The sequence below is a fragment of the Stecheria intestinalis genome (assembly GCF_009696165.1).
GTDB classification, from domain to species: Bacteria; Bacillota_I; Bacilli_A; order Erysipelotrichales; family Erysipelotrichaceae; genus Bulleidia; species Bulleidia intestinalis.
On the sequence record NZ_VUMN01000031.1, the window covers coordinates 1 to 22627 of the forward strand.

Genomic DNA, 22627 nt, shown 5'->3' on the forward strand with positions numbered 1-22627 from the left:
GGCTTCCTTCCGTTGACACCTCACGATGTCCACGTTGCCTTTGGCTAGCGCTTTGAATCATGCCGCTATACATGCGCAAGGGACTTTCACCCTCGAGTTATCACCCATGTCGGGTGTACTAAAAAGATCTGCAGCACATCACTGCAGATTTCTTTTCTCAGTATTCACTGTTTTCTCCACGTACTCTTAGAGAAGAGAATTGCGATCGGGAAGATCTCCAGTCTGCCCGCAAGCATATCGAAAATCAGAACAAGCTTGGAGAATCCTGAGAATCCGCTGAAGTTGCATACCGGTCCGACCGCCGCAAGCCCTGGTCCGACATTGTTGAATGTCGCCATCACCGCAGACAGATTCGTCTCGACATCAAACCCATCCAGAGAAATCAGGATCATGCTGATAATGACAATAAACGCATAGGCAATCATATAGTTTGCCGCATTGCGGACCACTTTCTCATCCACAACATGCTTGTTGATCCGGATCGTGCGCACTTCTGACGGATGCATGTTCATGTGGAAATTGCGTCGCAAGGACTTGAACATGATCAGAAGTCTGGAAACCTTGAGGCCGCCGCCGGTCGAACCAGCACATGCCCCGATGAACATCAGGCACAGGATCAGCACTTTTGAGAATGCCGGCCACACATCATAGTCTGCGATGACAAATCCAGTTGTGGAGATGATCGTGGAAACGGTGAATGAAGCCTGATGAAGCGCCTCCCCGAACGTCGGATAAAGCGAACGGATATTCCAGGCAATCAGTCCGATGAAGCCGAATACGATCACCCAGAACAGCCGGAACTCCTCATCCTTCAGCACATCCTTCCATCGGCCGAGCAGAAGCAGATAATAGCAGCTGAAGTTTACCGAAAACAGCAGCATGAACACGGTCGTGACATTCTGCAGATACGGACTGTACCCCGCCATGGAATCATTCATGATTCCGAAGCCGCCGGTGCCTGCGGTACCATAAGCCGTGCAGACCGCTTCAAACAAGGACATTCCGCCAAGCAGCAGGAAAATCGTATTGAGGATCGTCATGGCAATATAGATCAGATAGAGAATCAAGGCAGTCTGCTTCATATGCGGAACCAGCTTGCCGACCGAAGGGCCAGGAGATTCTGCCCTCAGAATATGCAAGGTGAAGCCTTCATTCTTGCCCGCCAGAGGAACCACTGCCATCAGGAACACCAGCACCCCCATGCCGCCCAGCCAGTGGCTGAAGCTGCGCCAGTACAGAAGTCCTCTGGAAATGGATTCCACCTCCGGAAGAATGGAGGAACCCGTTGTTGTAAAGCCGGAAACCATCTCAAACAGGCAGTCGATATAGCTCGGTATTTCCCGGGAGATATAGAACGGCAGACAGCCAAGGGCAGACATCACAATCCAGGAAAAACCAGTCGTAACCAATCCTTCCTTGGCATAAAATCCCTTTCTGGCATTCCTTGATAAGAGATACAGGACCGCCGCACAGGCTAAGATGATGAACTGCGACTTCACGATTGCGTCCGCCGCATTGACCTCATGCCCGGCATAGCTGATTGCCCAGGCAGGAATCATGAAGATTGCCTCAATCATGAGAATCGGAGAAATGATCCGGGCGATCATCCGGTAATTCATTGCATTGCGCATGGATCAGTCCTCGAAGATATCATTCAGCGATCGGATTGTTGAAGTCCGATTCGTCACCACAACAAGGGTATCGCCTTCCTGGTATACCGTGCTGCCATCCGCAATGATGGTCTGATCTCCTCTGGAAACTGAGACAATCAGCACATCGGAGCGCGTCTTCACTTCCCTCAGCGGCTGTCCGACATGGCGGGTATCCGCATCCACAAGGAATTCGATTGCCTCGGCTTTGCCGCCGGCAATCGAATGAATCGTGATTGCAGCGCCTTCCTTGTTCTGCATTGCCCGCACATATCGCACGATATTATTCGAAGCGAGTTCCTTCGGCGAAATGACCGAGCCAACATGAAGGCTGTCAAGAATCAGATTATTCTCCGCATGGCTTACCTTTGTGACAACCTGTGCGACATTGCGGGTATGTGCATAAAGCGCAATCACGATATTCAGCTCATCCAGGCCTGTCAGGGTAACCAGAGCATCGCTGTCATCGATTCCTTCGCTGTTCAGGAAGTCCTGGCTGCTGGCATCTCCTTCTACAATCACAGCGGAAGGCAGCAGCGCAGCAAGTTCCCGGCAGCGGGCAGGATTCTGTTCAATGACCGTGCAGGCCATGCCGGTGCGGGCAAGCTCTTCCACGAGGTAGTAGCTGATTCTGCCGCCTCCGGCGATCAGAACCCGCTTTGCTTTTCTGGCAATGATTCCCATATTCCTGAGCAGAATTGAAAGATGATCTGTCGCCGCCGTCACGAAAATCAGATCTCCTTCCTGAAGGATGAAATTGCCATCCGGCATATAGCATTCCCCATTCCTGCTTACTGCACAGATCAGCACTTTCGTATGCACGATCTGGCTCAGAGAACTCAGCTTAGCATGGTTCAATGGACTCTTTGCATCAATGCGGAGCTCCACGATCTCGACATTGCCCTTGGCAAATGTATCAATCTTCAGAAAGCCAGGATACTTCAGAAGCCGCGCAATCTCATGGGCTGCCTGACGTTCCGGATTGATTGCCATGTTCAGCGCGAATACGTCGCGCATCTCAAACGCCTGGCGCCGATATTCCGGATTCCGGATCCGCCCGATGGTATGCAGCTCCGGATTCATGCCATGCGCAGTCATGCAGGAAAGCAGATTCACTTCATCAGTATCAGTTGCGGCGATCAGGAGGTTGGCCTCCTGCACATCTGCCTGTTCCAGCACATCCATGCTGGCAGAATTTCCCTGCACTGCAATCACATCATAGGATTCCATGATGTTCTCAAGCACTTCTGCCTTGCGGTCAACGACAGTAATTTCGTGCCCCTCAGCAGACAGCTGGGCGGTCAGTGTAGACCCGATCTTTCCGCCACCGGCAATAATAATCTTCATAAACCCCTGATGGCAGAAAACCCGAGACGATCAATATGCGGGAAAGAACCATCCTCCTGTCAGATTCAATGTAACTGCTTTTTCCTCCGGAATCTGCATCATCTCCAGAAAACCGGATATGGAACTATTCTAGCATCGCACTGCCAAAAGGCAACGAAAGAGTATTTCTGCCATTCCATCGTCTGGAAGCAAAATCACCCAAGCCGCTTTCTTTCCGCTATAACTATTAGCGGAGGTACCTGTTATGAAGATCACTGCATTTGAAGTCCGTCCGGACGAAAAACCATACTTCGAAGAGTTCCGCAGAAAAGGAATCGACATCAGAGAATGTCCTGGCCGTCTGACTATGGAGGCGATTCCAGAACTCGAGCCAGGAAGCGCGGTATCGATTCTCGGTCAGAGCATCTGTGATGAGAATCTCTTCAAAGCCCTTGCCGAACAGAAAATCTTCTTTCTGAGCACCCGCACCATAGGCTTCAACCATCTGGATCTTAATGCTGCACGGAAGTACGGGATTCATACTGCCAATGCATCCTATGCACCAGATGGAGTTGCAGATTACACCATCATGATGATCCTGCTGTGTCTGAGAGGATATAAGCAGGCCCTCTGGCGCATGCAGGTCAATGACTTCTCTCTTGACGGACTGATGGGCAGAGAACTCCGGGACCTGACCGTCGGAGTGATCGGAACCGGGAGAATCGGCTCTCAGGTCATCAGAGATCTTTCCGGATTCGGCAGCCATATTCTTGCATATGACCCTCATCCAAGACCCGATGCCATTGCTGCAGAATACGTCTCCCTGGATCGTCTCTATGCGGAATCAGATATTATCACCCTTCATACTGCACTGACGGAAGAAAACTACCATATGATCAATTCCGATACGATCTCCCGCATGAAAGACGGAGTCGTTCTGATCAACTGCGCCAGAGGCGGCTTAATGGACATGAAAGCCCTGATTGAAGGAATCGAATCCTGCAGAATCGGTGCACTTGGCTTGGATACCGTAGAGGATGAAGAAGGAATTGTGCATCAGGATCGCAAGACCGATATCTTCTCAGACCGTGACCTGGCCTATCTCAAGCAGTTCAAGAATGTCGTCTACACACAGCATATGGCTTTCTACACCGAACAGGCCGTCCGCTCCATGGTTTCCTGCGGCATCATGAGCCTTCTGAATATGGAAGCACATCGAAAAGATCCTCACCAGCTAAGCTGAATCAAACGCTATATCTGTGCAAGCCGATCAGCGGATCTTCTGGAGATCCTTATGAAGAGAAGCAATCAGCACAATATCAGAAGCGATCCATGCGATGGGCTCTGTGAGAATGATTGCATTCCACCCGAGAATTCCGATTCCCTGGATTGCAAGCAGAAGTCTCGCAGCTATTTCTGCCAAACCCGAGATCATCGGCATCATGGTATTGCCAAGCCCCTGCAGCGCAGAGCGCATCACGTGCAGCAGATACAGCAGAGGAAGCGTATATGCAAGCACATTCAGAAGCTGAACCGTCAATGTGATGGCTTGTGTTACTGCCGCCTGATCTCCAGTGAGAAAGGACGAGGCAATTCCTCTTCCGAAGACCAGAATGAAAAGGGAAACGAACGCACTGGTAATCACTGCAATGACAGCAGAACTCTTCAGACCGCTGCGGATGCGGTCTGTTTTTCCTGCTCCGAAATTCTGCGAAATATAAGTAATCAGTGCATACCCATATGCCATGGCCGCAAGCTCCAATAGCCCGAACATCTTATTCATGGCAGAATATGCGGCAATATGGGCAAGATCGAACTCATTCACCCGGCTCTGAACCACCATTCCGCCGGCGCTGATCAGCAGGTTCTGCAGCATCATCGGAAGACTCAGCTTCAGAAGTCTCTGATCCAGCACAGGATCCTGTTTCCAGTCCGAGGCATGCAGATGCAGGCAGGAAATATGCATCATCGCGCGCAGATTGATCAATCCTCCGACTGCCTGTGCAAGAACCGTTGCCAGAGCAGCACCCGCAATTCCCATTTCTGACACCATGATGATATCCAGGAAGATATTGAGAATCGTCGAAACGATCATCGAAATCAGCGGCACGCGTGCATTCCCGAGGGCCCTCAGCATCGAAGAAGTATAGTTCAGGAAGGCTGTTGCAGATAGTCCGAGAAATACCGTGAACAGATACTCATATGCCAGATCGAATACATCCGCAGGGGTATTCAGAAACCTGAGAGTCCCTCTCAGCGTAGTGATCGCCAGCACCGAAAGACCAATCGATGCAATGCATGTCAGCACGATCGATCTTGCCAGCGTCTTCTGCAGATGATCTTCCCGATGGGCGCCGAAGTCCTGTCCGACCTGGATTGCAAAGCCCTGTGCCACGGCCTGCACGATTGAGACATACATGAACGTGAACCAGTCTGCAGAGCCAAGTGCTGCCAGTGCTCCAACCCCCAGCATACGTGAAACAATCATCGAATCTGCCATGATATACAGCTGATGAAACGCATTGCTGATCATGACCGGAATCGAGAATCTGAAGATCAGTTCTGCCGGAGAACCGGCGGTCATATCTTTTACCGAAGAAGCCATGCGGTGATCATAGCATATCCCTCTGAAAAGGTCATCCGGACACTCTCATTGATTTCTCTTTCTTCAGACGATATCATTCCCTCAGATAAGGAGTCTTTCATGAAATACAGAACTCTCGGAAACACAAATCTGAACGCTTCGGTGATTGCCTTAGGAACATGGGGATTAGGCGGAGGCAGCGTCTGGGAAGATACGGACCTCAGCTCAGCAGACAATCTGCTCAGCGCTGCTGCTGACTGCGGCATCAATTATATCGACACTGCACCGGTCTACGGCATGGGCAGAAGCGAAGAACTGCTTGGCAGAGCCCTCAGAGGCAAACGTGACAAGTTCCTGCTTCAGACGAAATGCTCTCTGAACTGGCGCAGAGAAGACGGGATCTTCAAGTACGCAAGAGATGGCTATACTGTCAATAACAATACCGAAAAAGATGCCATCCTGAGAGACGTCGAAGAATCCCTTTCGAGAATGCAGACGGACTATATTGATGTGCTCATCGTCCATTATGTCAATTCTTCCTGGCCTGCTGAGGAAACGGTCGCAGGGCTTGAAGATCTGGTCAGGGAAGGAAAGATCCGGGCATATGGCATTTCCAACAGCCAGCCGGCTGACCTGGATGCCTACGCTGCTCATGGAAATCCTGCCCTCGTCCAGGAACAGTACAGCCTGCTCGCTCCTTCTCATGGCGAATCCTATTTTCCTGCCTGCACGAAACACCATGCAACGTTTCAGGTCTATGGAGCACTGGAAGAAGGATATCTGACCGGTCCGAATCATCTGTACCGCAGCTACAAGCCAGGTGATATCCGGGCAAGACTTCCCTGGAACACAGAACCATATCAGTCGGGCTTGAAGAAACTATATGATGAAGTCTGGACTCCGCTGACTGAGAAATACCATTGTTCCTATGCCAATCTCTTTGAGGCATGGACTCTTCGCCAGTATGACAATCTCAGCCTGCTGATCGGATCACGCCATCCTGAAACGATCCTGGATACCGCACGCTGCCTGGATCTTGAGCTGGATCCGGAAGATCTGAAGCTGCTTTTGGAAACAGCAGAACCTGTACAGGTAAAAGAGCTGGATAAATAGTCAGCAATTCAGGAACCAGGAAACATAAAAAGCTGTCAGGCCTCATGATTGTTCATCAGGTTTCCTGACAGCTTTTCTGTAAGATCAGCGGAAGTAATCCACTGCGCCTTTGAAAATCTTATCCTGGAACTTCAGATCCGGGATATTGCGGTACAGATTGTCACCGCTGCGCTCTGAATGTCCCATCTTGCCGAAGACTCTGCCATCTGGAGAAGTAATGCCTTCAATTGCCATGACCGAATGGTTCGGATTGAAGCGGATATTCTCGGTCGGATTGCCGTCGAGATCTACATACTGCTCGGAAATCTGGCCATTCTCGATCATCTGCTTCAGCACTGCTTCTTCTGCCACAAAGCGTCCTTCGCCATGACTGATTGCAACACTGGAAATCTCTCCCACTTCTGCGTACCGGAGCCATGGAGACTTGTTGGAAGCGACCCTCGTTCTTACCAGCATGGACTGATGTCTGCCGATCGAATTGAAGGTCAGTGTCGGGCAGTCTTCATCCATGTCCATGATTTTCCCGTATGGAACAAGTCCTAGTTTCACCAATGCCTGGAACCCATTGCAGATTCCGCACATCAGACCTTCCCGTTCATCCAGAAGCTTTGTCACTTCATTGCGGATCTTCGGATTGCGGAAGAAAGACGTGATGAACTTGCCGGAGCCATCCGGTTCATCTCCGCCCGAAAAGCCGCCTGGAAGGGCAATGATCTGGCTCTTGGCAATTGATGCCGCAAAGCGGTCGACACTGTCTTCGATTTCTTGAGGCGTACGGTTGCGGATCACGAAGATTTCCGGGTCAGCCCCGTATTTCTCAAACGCTCGTGCCGTATCCCATTCGCAGTTCGTTCCCGGAAATACCGGAATCAGAACATGCGGATGCGCACAGGTATAGCTAGCATGCATCGGCTGCTCTGCTTGATAGGAGACTGCCGGAACTTCCGCATCATCACTCGGAGTCAGATACGGGAATACCGGCTGCAGCTTCTCTTCCCAGAGCTTCTGCAGTTCTTCCATCTCAAGGGTTTCGCCATGGAACGAGAATTCATAGACTTCCGCAGTCACAGCGATCAGCCTCGCATCTGCAGGCATGTTCGCTTCTTCAGAAGTTTCAATCAGGAAAGCGCCAGCGTGCTTCGCAAATAGTTCGTCTTCCGAAACCGAATCAGACACTTTCACGCCGATCCGGCTGCCAAGTCCCATCTTGAACAGACCTTCTGCAATTCCGCCGCGTTCACATACCCAGACAGACCATGCATCGCCGGATCTTACGATCTGCTCGATCTCAGAGAAGACTTTTCTGACACTTGCAAACACCGGGAGATCATTCTCATCATAGTCCGGCTGCAGCAGCCATACCTGATGGCCTGCCCGCTTGAACTCATCGGAGATCACATGTCCCGCATCTGCAACACTGACCGCAAAGCTGACCAGAGTAGGCGGAACATCGATCTGCTCAAAGGTCCCGGACATCGAATCCTTGCCGCCGATTGCCGCAATGCCAAGCTCCATCTGTGCCTTCAATGCACCAAGCAGTGCCGACATCGGTCTGCCCCAGCGCTTCGGATCTGAACTGGTATGACCGAAGAATTCCTGGAACGTCAGCCAGCAATGATCCATACTGCCGCCTGCTGCCAGCACTTTGGCAACCGAGGTGATGACTGCTTCTTCTGCCCCCTTATACGGAGAAGCCGCAGAAACATACGGATCAAAGCCCCAGCCCATCAGAGAAGCCGTATTCGTCGTCCCGTTCAGAACCGGAAGCTTGCAGGCCATTGCCTGCTCTGGCGTCAGCTGCCTTCTGCCGCCATACGGCATCAGCACCGTTCCGGCCCCGATCGTGGAATCAAAGCGTTCCGCTAATCCCTTTTCAGAACATACGTTGAGATCGCTGACCAGCTTCTTCATATGTTCTGCAAACGGGCGGTCTCTTCCATCATCAGATGCTCTTTCCGGCATATCGATCTCTGCATCGGCATAGCGCTTGGCGCCATTGGTATCCAGGAATGCTCTGGAAAGATTCACGATCGTACTGCCATTCAATTCCATGACCAGACGCGGATCTTCTGTCACCTCAGCCACAACCGTGGACTCCAGGTTCTCTGCATCTGCTAGCTTCCGGAACTGTTCTGCATCTGCAGCCGAGGTCACGACGGCCATGCGCTCCTGAGACTCGGAGATTGCAAGTTCCGTGCCATCGAGGCCTTCATACTTCTTCGGAACCTTGCCAAGATCAATATGCAGACCAGGAGCCAGTTCGCCGATTGCGACACTGACCCCGCCGGCTCCGAAATCATTGCAGCGCTTGATCAGGCGGGTCGCTTCCGGATTGCGGAACAGTCTCTGGAGCTTGCGCTCTTCCGGGGCGTTTCCCTTCTGGACTTCCGCTCCGCAGGTTTCGAGCGATTCCATCGTATGCGACTTCGAAGAACCGGTTGCACCGCCGCATCCATCTCTTCCGGTTCTTCCGCCGAGAAGAATCACGACATCGCCAGGCTGCGGACGTTCTCTGACCACATTCTCTTCCGGAGCTGCGCCGATGACCGCACCAATCTCCATGCGCTTGGCCACGTAGTCCGGATGATAGATCTCATGAACATGACCAGTCGCCAGTCCGATCTGGTTGCCGTAGGAACTGTAGCCCTGAGCAGCCGTGACCGTCAGCTTGCGCTGCGGGAGCTTGCCCTTCAGGGTATCCTCAATCGGCACAAGCGGATCGGCTGCACCGGTGATGCGCATTGCCTGATAGACATACGAACGGCCGGACAGCGGATCGCGGATTGCTCCGCCAAGGCAGGTTGCTGCTCCGCCGAATGGTTCGATCTCAGTCGGATGATTATGTGTCTCATTCTTGAACATCAGAAGCCATGGCTTATCTCTGCCATCGACATCGACATGAATCTTCACGGAACATGCATTGATCTCTTCGGATTCATCGAGATCCTTCAGCTTCCCGCTCTGCTTCAGTGCCTTGGCGCCGATGGTCGCAAGATCCATGAGCGTGATCGGCTTCGCGGTTCTTCCGGCATATACCTTTTCTCTTAATTCGAGATAGTCTTCATAAGTCTTGCGGATATAGTCCGGTTCGATCTTCACGTCTTTCAGAATCGTATTGAACGTCGTGTGACGGCAGTGATCGGACCAGTACGTATCAATGACCCGTACTTCGGTGATGGTCGGATCACGCTTCTCTTCATTCCGGAAATAGTCCTGCAGAAACTCCAGATCCGCGAGATCCATGGCCAGTCCCTTCTCATCATGGAACTTCTGCCGATCTGCTTCATTCATTTCCGTGAAGCCATGCAGCACCTCCGGTGCCGGCGGCTCCGGATAGGTTCTGCGGATCGTCTCTGGCTTTGCAAGCGAAGCTTCTCTTGCCTCAACCGGGTTGATCAGGGTCTCACGGATTTTTTCTCTGTCTTCTTCAGAAAGACTGCCCTGGATGTAATAAACCCGGGCAGTACGTACTTCCGGTCTGCCTTTGCACGTGCTTAACTGAATGCACTGCGAAGCGCTGTCGGCGCGCTGATCGAACTGGCCCGGCAGATATTCCACGGCCAGCACCCATTCGTCTGCAGCAGGCTCTGGAGCAGTCTCTTCATAGAGCACATCGACCTGAGGCTCTGAAAGAATCGTGCGTTCTGCCTGCCGGTAATCCGCCTCTTCGATCGACTCGAGATCGTAGCGATTCAGAATGCGCACGCCGCGGACATCGCCATTGCGGATCACAGTCTGAAGATTGCGGAGCACTCCTTCTGCTTCTACCGCAAACGGAGGTTTCTTTTCTACAAAGCAGCGATATACCGTCATCTGTATCTCCCTTCCAGTGCCTTCTTTCCGATATCAGTCCGGTGATGCTCTCCTTCAAACGAGATATCGCTCACCGCTTCATAAGCCTTCTGCAGTGCCTCTTCGAGCGTCGGAGCTTCGGCCTCGATGCCGAGCACCCGGCCGCCATTGGTATGATAGCCATCTTCTTTCTTCATGGTTCCGGAATGATAGACATAGACGCCCGGATGCTGGCCATGCTCATCAAGCCCGTGGATCAGATAACCCTTCTGATAGCTCAGCGGATATCCGCCCGAAGCTTCCATGATGCACGCCGCACACTGATCCGACCATTCGATCTCCAGATCTCCCAGTGTTTCATTCTCACATGCCAGCATGATCTCAAGCAGATCGCTCTTCAATAACGGAAGCACGACCTGAGTCTCGGGATCTCCGAACCGGCTGTTGTATTCGATGACCTTCGGACCATCTTTCGTTAACATCAGTCCGAAGTACAATACCCCGCGGAACGTCCTTCCCTCCGCATTCATCGCATGCATGGTCGGCAGGAAGATCTCGTTCATGCAGCGATCTGCAATCTCCTTCGTATAGAACGGAGACGGCGCAATCGTGCCCATGCCGCCGGTATTCAGGCCCTGATCATTGTCATCAGCCCGCTTATGATCCATCGAAGAAACCATCGGCCGGATGACTTTTCCATCCGTGAAGGCCAGCACCGATACTTCCGGTCCTTCCAGGAATTCTTCGATTACAATCTCATTGCCAGCTGCTCCGAATGCTTTATCGACCATAAGCTCTTTCACAGCCGCTTCCGCTTCTTGGGCATTCTGTGCGATCAGAACACCTTTGCCCAGTGCGAGACCATCAGCCTTCAGCACTGCCGGATACGTATTCTGTTCCTTCAGATAGGCAAGCGCTGCTTCCGGATCCGAGAACACTTCATACGCTGCCGTCGGAATGCCGTACTTCTTCATAAGTCCTTTGGCAAATACTTTGGATGCTTCAATCTCAGCCGCTTTCTGAACCGGACCGAATGCCTTGATTCCTGCTGCTTCCAGCGCATCCACCATGCCGAGGGCGAGCGGATCATCCGGCGTCACACAGACAAAATCAACATGGTTCTGAACTGCGAATTCAGTGATTCCTCTGACATCATCAGCCTTGAGATTCACGCACTCGGCAAGATCTGCGATGCCGCCATTGCCAGGTGCACAGAAGAGTTTCTCAATCGAAGGATTTTCCTTCAGCTTGCGGATCACCGCATGTTCACGGCCTCCGCCTCCGATTACCAGTACCTTCATTGTCCTTCCCTCAATCAATGATGGAACAGACGGATGCCGGTGAATGCCATGACCATGCCATAGCGGTCAGCCGCTTCAATGACATTGTCATCCCGGATGGAACCGCCTGGTTCTGCGACATACGTGACACCGCTCTTATGCGCCCGCTCAATATTATCCCCGAACGGGAAGAATGCATCGCTGCCCAGCGATACCCCGCTCTGCGCATTCAGCCATGCCCGTTTCTCTTCGGCAGTGAAGACAGCCGGCTTCTCTGTCCAGTAATACTGCCAGACGCCATCTCTCAGCACATCTTCCTGCTCGCTGCCGATATACACATCGATBGCATTATCCCGATCCGGTCTGCGGATTTCTTCCTTCCATGGCAGATTCAGCACCTGCGGTGCCTGCCGCAGGAACCAGTGATCAGCCTTGTCACCGGCTAATCTCACACAATGAACTCTGCTCTGCTGACCAGCCCCGACCCCGATCACCTGGCCATGATAGGCATATGCGACGCTGTTGGACTGCGTATACTTCAGGGCAATCATCGAGATGAGCAGATCCCGCTTCGCATCTTCTGGCAGATTCTTGTTCTTTGTGACGATATTGCCGAAGATCGAATTATCTAAGACCACTTCATTTCTGCCCTGCTCGAACGTGATGCCGAATACCTGCTTGCGCTCGATCGGTTCAGGAACGTAGGAAGGATCAATCTGGATGACGTTATAGTTTCCCTTCTTCTTATGGGAAAGAATCTCCAGGGCTTCATCCGAATAGCCTGGTGCAATGATACCGTCTGAAACCTCATGCTGTAAGGCCAGAGCCGTTTCCTTGTCACACGGATCCGAAAGTGCCGCAAAGTCTCCGTAGGAGCTCATGCGGTCTGCTCCTCTTGCCCGGATATACGCACAGGCAAGCGGCGAAATGTCCAGATCTTCTGCAAAATAAATTTTCCGCTCCACCTCAGAAAGCGGCAGACCGATGGCTGCACCAGCCGGGCTGACATGCTTGAAGGAAGCAGCTGCCGGCATGCCAGTCGCCTGCTTGAGTTCTCTGACCAGCTGCCAGCTGTTCAGCGCATCCAGAAAGTTGATATAGCCAGGTTTCCCGTTCAGTACTTTCACCGGCAGATCACTGCCATCTGCCATGAAGATGCGGGCAGGTTTCTGATTCGGGTTGCATCCGTACTTCAGCTGAATCTCGTTTGCCATCTTACTTCTCCTCCTCATTCCTGTTGAAGATCTTCGTCTCTGTCTCCCCTGTTTCAATCGTGATCTGACGCGTGAAGAGACTGACCTTGTTATCCGGATTCAATGCTTCCCAGAGATGCTGGCTGAACTGATCAAATGGTTCATGCACCATCTCCCAGCGGACTGGCTCTCCTCTAAACGAAGGAATCGGACTGCCATTATGCGCATACGTATGAATGATGCGTCCGAAGCCAGGCTGCTCTTCGGAATAATCGAAGAACTGACGCAGCGTCGATGCAGGATTTCCTTCATCGCTCTTCAGGATCGACATCCGGTAGGAACTGCCCTTGACGAGGGCGGAAATGCGCGGCGTATAGTTCGGTCCATCTGGTTCAAATGTTCTCGTGAATAAAGCATCTTCGAAGGTCTTTCCTTCTTCGAGGGCCTGATAGATCGTATCGGTCTGATCGCCATTGGTCACGATCGTCTGATCCCGGAATACTCTTACCGGGGCATAGATGATCAGGCTCGGATCTTCCATCTTCGAAGGATCAAAAGCCTGGGTCCGGATCCCGTCGCCATCCGTCACGAACACGCGGTTGCGGCTGTTCAAGCTTCTGCCCATGATGAAATATCCGATGCGCATCCGCTTTCCGCAAGGGGTACGCCCGATGACGATGCCTCTGCCCGGATAATCAATTCCCCTGAGATAAGAAAACAGATCTTCAGTCATGATTTTTCTCCTTCTCCAGCTCTTCGCTGACCATCTTCACTGCTTCCGGCAGAATCTGCCATTCTGCCTCTTCCATCACTCTTTGCTGCAGCACTTCCGGCGTATCGCCAGGCAATACGTTCACCGGCTTCTGCAGCAGAATCTCGCCGCCATCGGTGATCTCATTGACATAATGCACGGTAGCACCCGTCACCTTTACGCCTCTTGCCAGGGCCGCTTCATGAACCTTCAGGCCATAGAAGCCCTTGCCGCAGAACGAAGGAATCAGCGACGGATGAATATTCAGAATCCGTTTCGGATAGGCATCAATGAGCGGCTTCCCGACCATGCTGAGATACCCGGCCAGCACAATCAGCTCAATCTGATTCTCTTTCATGCATGCAAGGACGGCCTGATCAAAATCCTCTGTACTTGCAAAGCTCTTCCGGGAAATCACTTTCGTCTTCACGCCAGCTGCTTCGGCCCGCTTCAGGGCATACGCATCGCCCCGGCTCGCCACGGTCAGAACAATCTTCCCGGCCGGAATCTTTCCAGCCGCTTCGGCATCAAGCAATGCCTGCAGATTCGTTCCGCCACCGGAAACCATCACTGCAATCCGGATCATCTTATTCTCCGAATACGACAGAATGGTCGCCTGCTTCGAGATAGCCGATGATCTGGGCGTGTTCACCAGCCTCATTCAGAATCTTCACGGTCTTTTCTGCATCTTCCGGCGATACAATCACGCTCATGCCGATACCCATGTTGAACGTGTTGTACATATCATGTTCCGAGATATTCCCCTTCTCCTGAATGAGCGGGAAAATCGGAGGAATGTTCCAGGATCCTTTCTGAATCACCGCATTGAACTGCTTCGGGAACGAACGCGGCATATTCTCATAGAAACCGCCGCCGGTGATATGCGCAATCGACTTCACCTTCACCTGCTGCAGCAATGAGAGAACCGGCTTCACATAGATTCTCGTCGGTGTCAGCAGCGTTTCTCCTAATCCTTTTCCAAGTACATCAGCATAGCCATCCAGATCGGCATGATCGATGTCAAATACTTTGCGGACCAGCGAAAAGCCATTGGAATGAACCCCGGAGGAAGAAATCCCGACGATCACATCTCCTGCCTGAATCGTGTTCTGATCCAGAATCGCTTCTTTCTCTACCGCTCCGACCGAGAACCCGGCAACATCATATTCTTCTTCCTTCATCAGCCCCGGATGCTCTGCCGTCTCGCCGCCGACCAATGCACAGCCAGCCTGGACGCAGCCATCAGACACGCCTTTCACGATTGCAGCAATCTTCTCCGGGACATTCTTTCCGCAGGCAATATAGTCGAGGAACAATAGCGGCTTTGCCCCGCAGCAGATGACATCATTCACGCACATCGCCACGCAGTCGATGCCGATCGTATCATGCCGGTCCATCAGAAAGGCAAGCTTCAGCTTCGTGCCGACGCCATCGGTTCCGGACACGAGAACCGGATGATGATATTCTTCCAGGTTCAGCTCAAACAATCCCCCGAACCCGCCGATGCCATCCAGGCATCCCGGGATTGCAGTTCTTGCGACATCCTGTTTCATCAGCTGCACAGACCGGTAGCCTGCAGTCACATCGACGCCTGCTTCCTTGTAGCTGGTACTGTAGCTCTTTTCTGTCATGGCCTCACCCTTCTTTCTTCTTCTCGATTTTCTGCTCGAAGCGATCCTTATCGGCAGAGGATGGTGTCGCTGCCGGATAATTCTCCGTGAAGCAGCCGGTGCAGAATCCGCACCTTGCGCCATCTGCCATTGCCAGCACGCCCTTCACGCTCAGATATCCGAGCGTATCTGCCCCGATTGCCTTGCAGATTTCACTCTCACTCATCTGGCAGGCAATCAGGTGTTCCTTCGAATCAATATCGGTTCCGTAATAGCACGGGCTGATGAACGGCGGTGCACTGATCCGCACATGAACTTCCCTTGCCCCGGCATCTCTTAACAGCTTCACGATTCTTCCGGAAGTCGTGCCGCGGACAATGGAATCATCCACCATCACGACCCGTTTCCCTTTCACAACCGAAGAAACTGCATTCAGCTTCATGCGCACCGCATTCTCACGCTGTCCCTGTGTCGGCTGGATGAATGTCCTTGCAATATAGCGATTTTTCTGAAAGCCCATCTCATACGGAATCCCGGATTTCTCCGCATAGCCCAGTGCTGCATCCAGGCCGGAATCCGGAACCCCGATCACGACATCTGCGTCAACCGGATGTTCTTCTGCCAGAATTCTGCCTGCCTTCTTTCTTGCCTCATGCACGGACATGCCTTCCAGAACAGAATCCGGTCTTGCAAAATAGACATACTCGAATACGCAGAGATTCCCGCGGGCTCCGCAATGCGTCCGGATGGAACGCACGCCATCCTCATCGACAACGCAGATTTCCCCTGGATCCAGATCACGGATATAGGTCGCGCCCAGTGCATCCAGCGCACACGTCTCGCTGGCAAACAGAATCTGGCCCTCCGGCATCCTTCCCATGACTAATGGTCTGAACCCGGTCCGATCGCGGAACGCAATCAGCTTCATCGGCGACGTCAGCACGCACGAATAAGCCCCTTCCAGGTTGTACATCGCCCGTACGATTGCCTGTTCAATCGAAGGCTGGCGCAGACGTTCACGGACAATCTCATAGGCGATGATCTCGGAATCATTCGTCGTATGGAAGATCGCTCCTCCGAACTCCAGCTTCTTTCTCAGTTCTGCCGCATTGGTCAGATTGCCATTATGAGCAATCGCCAGCTGGCCTTTATAATGACGGAACAGCAGCGGCTGCGCATTCGTATGATTCACGGTTCCAAACGTTGAATATCTGGTATGTCCGATCGCAATCTGTCCCTTGCCGAGCTTTCTCAGCTCTTCCCGGCTGAATACATCCCGGACAAGTCCTACACCCTTATGAACCGTGATCACCCCGCGGTCATTCACCGCAATGCCGCAGCTCTCCTGACCGCGATGCTGAAGCGCAAACAGTCCGTAATACGTATCTCCGGCAACATCTTCTTTCTCTTCCCGGTCATAGATTCCGAAGATGCCGCATTCCTCACGAATGAGATCCTGCATCAGAGCTCCCTGACCTTTTCCTGAAGTGCCCGGTCCTTCTGTTCTACCGAAGCACCCATCGAAGCACGCTCTTCCTTCAGCCGATGCGCAAGAGCCGGATCAGACAGGGCCAGAATCTCTGCCGCAAGATATGCCGCATTCTTTGCCCCATCAATCGCAACGCAGGCAACCGGAATACCGCTTGGCATCATGGAAGTACTGAGCAGAGCATCGAGTCCATCCATCGCTCCGCCCCGAAGCGGAACACCGATCACCGGCAGCGTCGTATTCGCAGCCAGCGAACCAGCCAGAGCTGCACTCATCCCTGCCCCTGCGATCAGAACCCCGAAGCCATTCTCTTCTGCGTTCTTCGCGAACTTCGCAGTTTCCTCCGGCGTGCGGTGTGCACTCATCACATGCGCCTCAAACGGAATCCCGAGATCCTTCAGCGTCTTCATCGCTTTCGACATCACCGGAAAATCACTGTCCGACCCCATAATCACTGCAGCCTTCTTCATAACCAAGTCCTCCTTCAAACAGAAAAAAGCCTGCAGACAGTCCAGTCTACAGGCATCATAGTCTTATCCTTCCCGGCGCGGGCGGTTTCCTCCCGCAGAGGCCAGATCCTTAAACGCATGGAGAGATACAGAATCACGGTACATAGCCAAGTCCTTTCTGCATTCTGAAACACCGTTAAAAGACGGGACTATAGTATCTGATAAAAAACAAATTGTAAAGCGCGCAAAATCCTCCCGATCCAGCCGGTTCCTCCGGAAAGCAAATATTCACTCTTATGCACGAGAGTGATCCACGAACCATCTGAGATGCAGACTGCAGAAGATCATCTGCCTTTGTATATCATGATGAGGAAGCCCAGAAGTGCTGATGTGAGGACCAGCCACTCCAGCATTTCCTTTTTCGCTTTTTCCCTGAACGCTTTTGCCAGGAAGAAAACGCATGGCACCACCAGCAGCATCAATGAATAAATGAAATCCGTTATCATACTCCAGGAAGGGAATTCCACGCAATCAGCCGCAGGCAGGTTCTGGTCTGTTTTTCACTCCTGCGGTTTCAGGAGTATCTCAAACTGATGCAGGTAAGTCTCCTCCAGATCCATCTTTCCTTCATTGACCGCCCAGGTCTGTACCACCCCTGCAATCAGGAACCAGGCACCCCGCATCAGTTCCTCGGCCGGAACATCCTTCCGGATCTCACCATTCTGCTGTGCCTGCTGAAACAACGTCAGCAGCAGCTTCCCGAACTCTGTGGGATGATGGTCGCCTTGCATCACCATGGCACTTGCCAGATGCAGTTCCAGCATCTTTCGCACCACCGACGGTCCGAGGTACAGCAGATACTCCAGAAATTGTCTGCATGCCGCCTTCAGCTTGTCATAGGGACTGCTGATCCCGGCCAGCGCATACATAATATTCGCCCGGCTTTCCTCAGAAGGATGAATGATGCTGAAAAGCAGGTCTTTCTTTTCCGTATAGTAATAATAAAAGGTGTTCTTAGAAATCCCGCTCGCCTTGCAGATGGCATTGATCGTTACCGCGTCATAACCATTCTCCTGAAACAGGCGCAGCGCATTGTCACGGATCTTCTTTCTGGTTTCGTTGTCTTCTTTCATGCCGCCCCTTTTTATAGCATACATTTCGCATCTCCGCAATATATTTATGTAACCTTGTTTACACATTTATATTACCGTGGTAATATAAGCGGGATTTTTCTGAGGAGGAACGTCATGGTCAAAGCACTTCGATATCTGAAGCCCTTCTGGCTGTCCGTAATCGCAATCATTGCCCTGGTATTCGGCCAGGTCCAATGTGAGCTTGCCCTGCCGGATTATATGTCTGACATCGTCACCAACGGCATTCAGTACAGCGGCATTACCGATACCAGCCCGCAGGCAATGCGGGCATCCGTCTTTTCGCATATGGAACTGTTCATGAGCGAAGAAGACCGGAAAACTTTTGAGGAATCCTATCAGTACATTGAAGCTGGCAATGCCGGATATGCAGAAGAATATCCCGCAGTCCAGCAGGAAGACATCTACGTCAGAACGGCTGCGGAAGACCTCAGCTCGATTACCGAAAAGCCCTTCCTATTTGTATCTATGCTGGAGAATCCAGACCTTCTGACTCAGCTTGGTCTTGCCAGCAGCGATCAGGCATTCGCCATGCTGGAACAGAATGAAACAGTCCGTCAGCAGTTCCTGACTCAGGCAGAAGAACGTTTGTCCGGCTATTCCGACAGCAATCTCCAGTCTGCTGAAACCATGCTCATGAAGCAGGAATATCAGGCATTAGGCATGAATGTTGAAGCCATGCAGAGCAACTACATCTGGAAGACAGGCGGATGGATGCTAGTGATCGCAGCCATCGGCTCGCTCTGTGCGATCGGAGCCGCGTATCTCTCCAGCCGCACGGCCACTGCGGCCTGCCGCAACATGCGTGCAGATGTCTTTGCCAAAGTGGAATCCTTTTCTTCTGCCGAGTTCAGTTCTTTCTCCACAGCTTCTCTGATCACCCGCACGACCAATGATATCCAGCAGATTCAGCAGGTCATGACAATGATGCTGCGAATCGTGCTGATGGCACCGATGATGGGCATCACCTCCGTCGTCAAAGTTCTGCGCTACCAGAACATGGCAGGCATCCTGGGGTGGACCGTTCTGGTCATCCTTGCCATCATGCTCATCACTTTCGGGATCACAACCCCGAAATTCCGCCTGATCCAGAAACTGGTTGACCGCCTCAACCTGGTCACCAGAGAACAGCTCTCAGGCATGCTGGTCATCCGGGCATTCAACAATCAGAAGATCGAAGAAGAACGCTTTGATGATGTCAACAAAGACATCACTGATGTCAACATCTTTGTCAACCGGGCAATGGCGCTGATCATGCCGATCGTCACCTTCCTGATGAGTGCCGTCGAAATCCTGATCATCTGGTTCGGCGCAAAACAGGTAGATCTCGGAACCATGCAGATCGGCGATATGATGGCGTACCTGCAGTATGCAATGCATGTACTGATGTCTTTCATGATTGTAGCCATGATCTTCATCATGATTCCGCGTTCCAGCGTCAGCGCAAAGCGCATCTTCGAAGTACTTGAAACGAGTCCTTCGATTAAGGATCCCATCCAGCCGAAGCACCTTCCCGAAGGAAACCAGAAAGTCACCTTTGACCATGTTTCCTTCCGCTATCCAGGCGCCGAAGAAGATGTGCTCCATGACATCACTTTTGATGCTGCGCCAGGCGAAACCGTTGCCTTCATCGGTTCTACCGGTTCCGGCAAATCCACTCTGATCAATCTGATTCCCCGCTTCTTCGATGTGTCTTCCGGGTCCATCCGCTTCGGCAATACAGATATCCGTGAAGTCACTCAGAAAGAACTCCGCAATCNGATCGGCTATGTGCCCCAGAAAGGAGTGCTGTTCTCAGGAACTGTGGAATCCAATCTGAAATATGCAGATGAGAATGCCTCTCCCGATACAATCCAGAATGCCCTCAAAGTCTCCCAGGCTGAGGAATTCGTCTCGAAAATGCCGCATCAGCTCGAAGAACCGATTGCAGAAGGCGGCACCAATGTCTCCGGCGGCCAGAAGCAGCGCCTTTCCATCGCCCGAGCTCTGACCCGGAATGCAGATCTCTATATTTTCGATGATACATTCTCAGCTCTGGACTACGCTACCGATGCAAAGCTCCGCGAAGCATTGTCGGCCATGGTTGAGAAGACGCATTCTACCGTATTCATCGTCGCTCAGCGCATCAGCACGATCATGCACGCAGACAAGATCATCGTCCTGGATCAGGGCCATATGGCCGGCATGGGAACCCATGCAGAACTGATGAAGACCTGCCAGGTCTATCAGGAAATCGCACATTCCCAGCTGAGCAGAAAGGAGCTCGGAGAATGAGTCAGAGAAACAGACAGCCAATGCACGGCCCAGGCCGCAATATGGGCTCAGGCGAAAAAGCCAAAGACTTCAGAGGAACGATCCGCAGGCTGCTCCGCTACATGAAGCCCTACCGCTTCCAGCTGATCTTCATCTGTATTTTTGCGATCGCTTCCACAATCTTCTCGATCATTGGTCCGAAGATCCTCGGCAGCGCAACTACGCTGCTTGCGGAGGGGCTTGCCGCTAAATACACCCAGCAGGGATCGATTGACTTTGCCGGTATCTTCACGATCCTCCGGAATCTCCTGCTGATCTACCTTGCAAGTGCCCTGTTCAGCTATATCCAGGGATGGATGATGGCCACTGTCACTCAGAAGACCACCTACTCTCTGCGAAAAGAAATCAGCGAGAAGATCAATCGTCTTCCCCTCAACTACTTTGACCGCCAGACCCATGGCGAAGTACTTTCCCGCGTCACAAACGATGTTGACACCGTATCCCAGTCTCTCAATCAAGCTGTCCAGCAGATCCTGACTTCTCTGGTCACGATCATCGGCATTCTTTACATGATGCTGAGAATCTCCTGGCAGATGACACTGATGGCTCTGGTTGTGATCCCGATCTCCGGGATCTTAGCTGCCTTCGTCGTGAAGAAATCTCAGAAATACTTCCACGCCCAGCAATCCACCCTCGGCCAGGTCAACGGCCACATTGAAGAAATGTACGGCGGACATCTCGTCATGAAAGCCTTCAATGGCGAGGATCGTTCCATCGCTGCTTTCTCCAGGCTGAACAAAGACCTCTATGAAAGTGCCTGGAAATCCCAGTTCATCTCCGGCATCATGATGCCTCTTACCAGTTTCATCGGTAATGTCGGCTATGTCGGCGTGTGCATCCTCGGCGGCTATCTGGCCATTCATGACGGTCTTGCCATCGGTGACATCCAGGCCTTCATCCAGTATGTCAGAAGCTTCAATCAGCCAATTACTCAGAGTGCACAGATCATGAACGTCATGCAGTCAACGGCAGCTGCTGCCGAACGTGTCTTCGAATTCCTCGAAGAACCGGAAGCACTTCCGGATACTGCTCATCCGGTTTCCATCCGCGATGAGAAAGGAAACCTCACGATCAGAGGTGATGTCTGCTTCGAGAATGTCTCCTTCGGCTATGAACCGGATAAGATTGTCATCCACAACTTCAGCGCCTATATCCATGCCGGTCAGCAGATTGCTATTGTCGGTCCGACCGGAGCCGGGAAGACTACGATCGTAAAGCTGCTGATGCGCTTCTATGAGCTTAACAGCGGAAGCATCTATATTGACGGCATCAACACCAGAGATCTGACCAGGAAAGACCTGCGAGACTGCTTCGGCATGGTGCTTCAGGATGCATGGCTTCATACCGGAACCATCATGGAAAACATCCGCTACGGAAGACCAGACGCCACCGATGAAGAAGTCGTCAGAGCAGCAGATGCAGCCTATGTCGACCACTTCATCCGCACGCTCGAGAGCGGCTATGAAACTGAAATCAACGAAGAAACCACAAATATCTCCCAAGGCCAGAAACAATTGCTGACAATTGCCAGAGCCTTTCTCGCCGATCCTAAGATTCTGATTCTCGATGAAGCAACTTCTTCCGTCGATACCAGAACTGAGATCCTGATCCAGAAAGGTATGGAGAACCTGATGAAAGGAAGGACCAGCTTCGTCATTGCCCATCGCCTTTCTACGATCCGCAATGCCGATCTGATCCTGGTCATGGATCATGGCGACATTGTCGAAGCCGGCAAGCATGAAGAACTTCTGGAAAAGAACGGATTCTACGCAAAGCTCTACAACGCACAATTCGAAGAATCCTGATACTGAAAGGACAGACTATTCCGAATAGCTGTCCTTTATTCCCCTTGCTGCCAGAACCTGAATGATCTCTGTCTGGCTGCAGCATCCTTCTGAAATCTGATCTACTTCATTATTCCTGCATT

General features: G+C 52.1%; 16 protein-coding genes. 4 read left to right on the forward strand and 12 right to left on the reverse strand.

Going from position 1 to position 22627, the window contains the following annotated elements; genetic code table 11:
* Positions 1-164 precede the first annotated feature (164 nt).
* Together FYJ51_RS11035 and trkA are read right to left on the reverse strand one after the other, a co-directional pair.
* The gene (locus FYJ51_RS11035) at positions 165-1631 is read right to left on the reverse strand and encodes a TrkH family potassium uptake protein (RefSeq protein WP_205946309.1); all 1467 of its coding nucleotides are present in this window, start codon (positions 1629-1631) and stop codon (positions 165-167) included.
* A 3-nt stretch (positions 1632-1634) separates the two neighbouring features.
* Entirely contained in the window at positions 1635-2996 is a 1362-nt protein-coding gene (trkA, locus tag FYJ51_RS11040; protein ID WP_154505631.1) for a Trk system potassium transporter TrkA, read from the reverse strand.
* Between the two features lie 244 nt (positions 2997-3240).
* On the opposite strand from trkA, the gene FYJ51_RS11045 reads away from it, so the two are divergent.
* Complete coding sequence (locus tag FYJ51_RS11045; RefSeq protein WP_154505633.1) at positions 3241-4218, forward strand: D-isomer specific 2-hydroxyacid dehydrogenase family protein; 978 nt, start codon at positions 3241-3243, stop codon at positions 4216-4218.
* Positions 4219-4245: 27 nt separating this feature from the next.
* Here FYJ51_RS11045 and FYJ51_RS11050 read toward each other — a convergent pair whose 3' ends face one another.
* Positions 4246-5580 (reverse strand): MATE family efflux transporter, encoded by a 1335-nt coding sequence (locus tag FYJ51_RS11050; RefSeq protein WP_154505636.1) that lies wholly within the window; start codon positions 5578-5580, stop codon positions 4246-4248.
* A gap of 99 nt (positions 5581-5679) precedes the next feature.
* Between FYJ51_RS11050 and FYJ51_RS11055 the strand changes: the two genes are divergently transcribed.
* A complete protein-coding gene (locus FYJ51_RS11055; RefSeq protein ID WP_205946310.1) occupies positions 5680-6672 on the forward strand; it encodes an aldo/keto reductase in 993 nt (330 codons plus the stop codon).
* A gap of 84 nt (positions 6673-6756) precedes the next feature.
* Here the strand turns inward: FYJ51_RS11055 and FYJ51_RS11060 are convergent, their stop codons facing one another.
* The 9 genes from FYJ51_RS11060 to FYJ51_RS11100 form a co-directional block, all read right to left on the reverse strand.
* Entirely contained in the window at positions 6757-10485 is a 3729-nt protein-coding gene (locus FYJ51_RS11060) for a phosphoribosylformylglycinamidine synthase (protein ID WP_154505640.1), read from the reverse strand.
* A complete protein-coding gene (gene purD / locus FYJ51_RS11065; protein ID WP_154505642.1) occupies positions 10482-11765 on the reverse strand; it encodes a phosphoribosylamine--glycine ligase in 1284 nt (427 codons plus the stop codon). The genes FYJ51_RS11060 and purD overlap by 4 nt, the downstream gene beginning before the upstream one ends.
* Positions 11766-11779: 14 nt before the next feature.
* Positions 11780-12958, reverse strand: coding sequence for a phosphoribosylaminoimidazolecarboxamide formyltransferase (locus tag FYJ51_RS11070; RefSeq protein ID WP_154505644.1), 1179 nt, complete (start codon positions 12956-12958; stop codon positions 11780-11782).
* A gap of 1 nt (position 12959) precedes the next feature.
* Positions 12960-13670, reverse strand: coding sequence for an IMP cyclohydrolase (locus FYJ51_RS11075; RefSeq protein WP_154505646.1), 711 nt, complete (start codon positions 13668-13670; stop codon positions 12960-12962).
* Positions 13663-14274 carry a phosphoribosylglycinamide formyltransferase gene (gene purN / locus FYJ51_RS11080; protein ID WP_154505648.1) on the reverse strand — a complete coding sequence of 204 codons (612 nt, stop codon included), beginning with the start codon at positions 14272-14274 and terminating at the stop codon, positions 13663-13665. Before purN ends, FYJ51_RS11075 begins: the two co-directional genes overlap by 8 nt.
* A gap of 1 nt (position 14275) precedes the next feature.
* A complete protein-coding gene (purM, locus tag FYJ51_RS11085; RefSeq protein ID WP_154505650.1) occupies positions 14276-15319 on the reverse strand; it encodes a phosphoribosylformylglycinamidine cyclo-ligase in 1044 nt (347 codons plus the stop codon).
* Between the two features lie 4 nt (positions 15320-15323).
* Positions 15324-16760, reverse strand: a complete 1437-nt coding sequence (gene purF, locus FYJ51_RS11090) for an amidophosphoribosyltransferase (RefSeq protein ID WP_154505652.1) — start codon at positions 16758-16760, stop codon at positions 15324-15326.
* A complete protein-coding gene (purE, locus tag FYJ51_RS11095; protein WP_105304810.1) occupies positions 16760-17257 on the reverse strand; it encodes a 5-(carboxyamino)imidazole ribonucleotide mutase in 498 nt (165 codons plus the stop codon). The genes purF and purE overlap by 1 nt, the downstream gene beginning before the upstream one ends.
* Before the next feature lie 539 nt (positions 17258-17796).
* Positions 17797-18393 (reverse strand): TetR/AcrR family transcriptional regulator, encoded by a 597-nt coding sequence (locus FYJ51_RS11100; RefSeq protein ID WP_205946311.1) that lies wholly within the window; start codon positions 18391-18393, stop codon positions 17797-17799.
* A gap of 708 nt (positions 18394-19101) precedes the next feature.
* On the opposite strand from FYJ51_RS11100, the gene FYJ51_RS11105 reads away from it, so the two are divergent.
* Both FYJ51_RS11105 and FYJ51_RS11110 read left to right on the forward strand, forming a co-directional pair.
* Positions 19102-20661: an ABC transporter ATP-binding protein gene (locus FYJ51_RS11105; RefSeq protein ID WP_456243043.1), complete on the forward strand. Its 1560-nt coding sequence runs from the start codon at positions 19102-19104 to the stop codon at positions 20659-20661.
* Positions 20658-22505, forward strand: coding sequence for an ABC transporter ATP-binding protein (locus FYJ51_RS11110; protein WP_154505658.1), 1848 nt, complete (start codon positions 20658-20660; stop codon positions 22503-22505). The genes FYJ51_RS11105 and FYJ51_RS11110 overlap by 4 nt, the downstream gene beginning before the upstream one ends.
* Positions 22506-22627 lie beyond the last annotated feature (122 nt).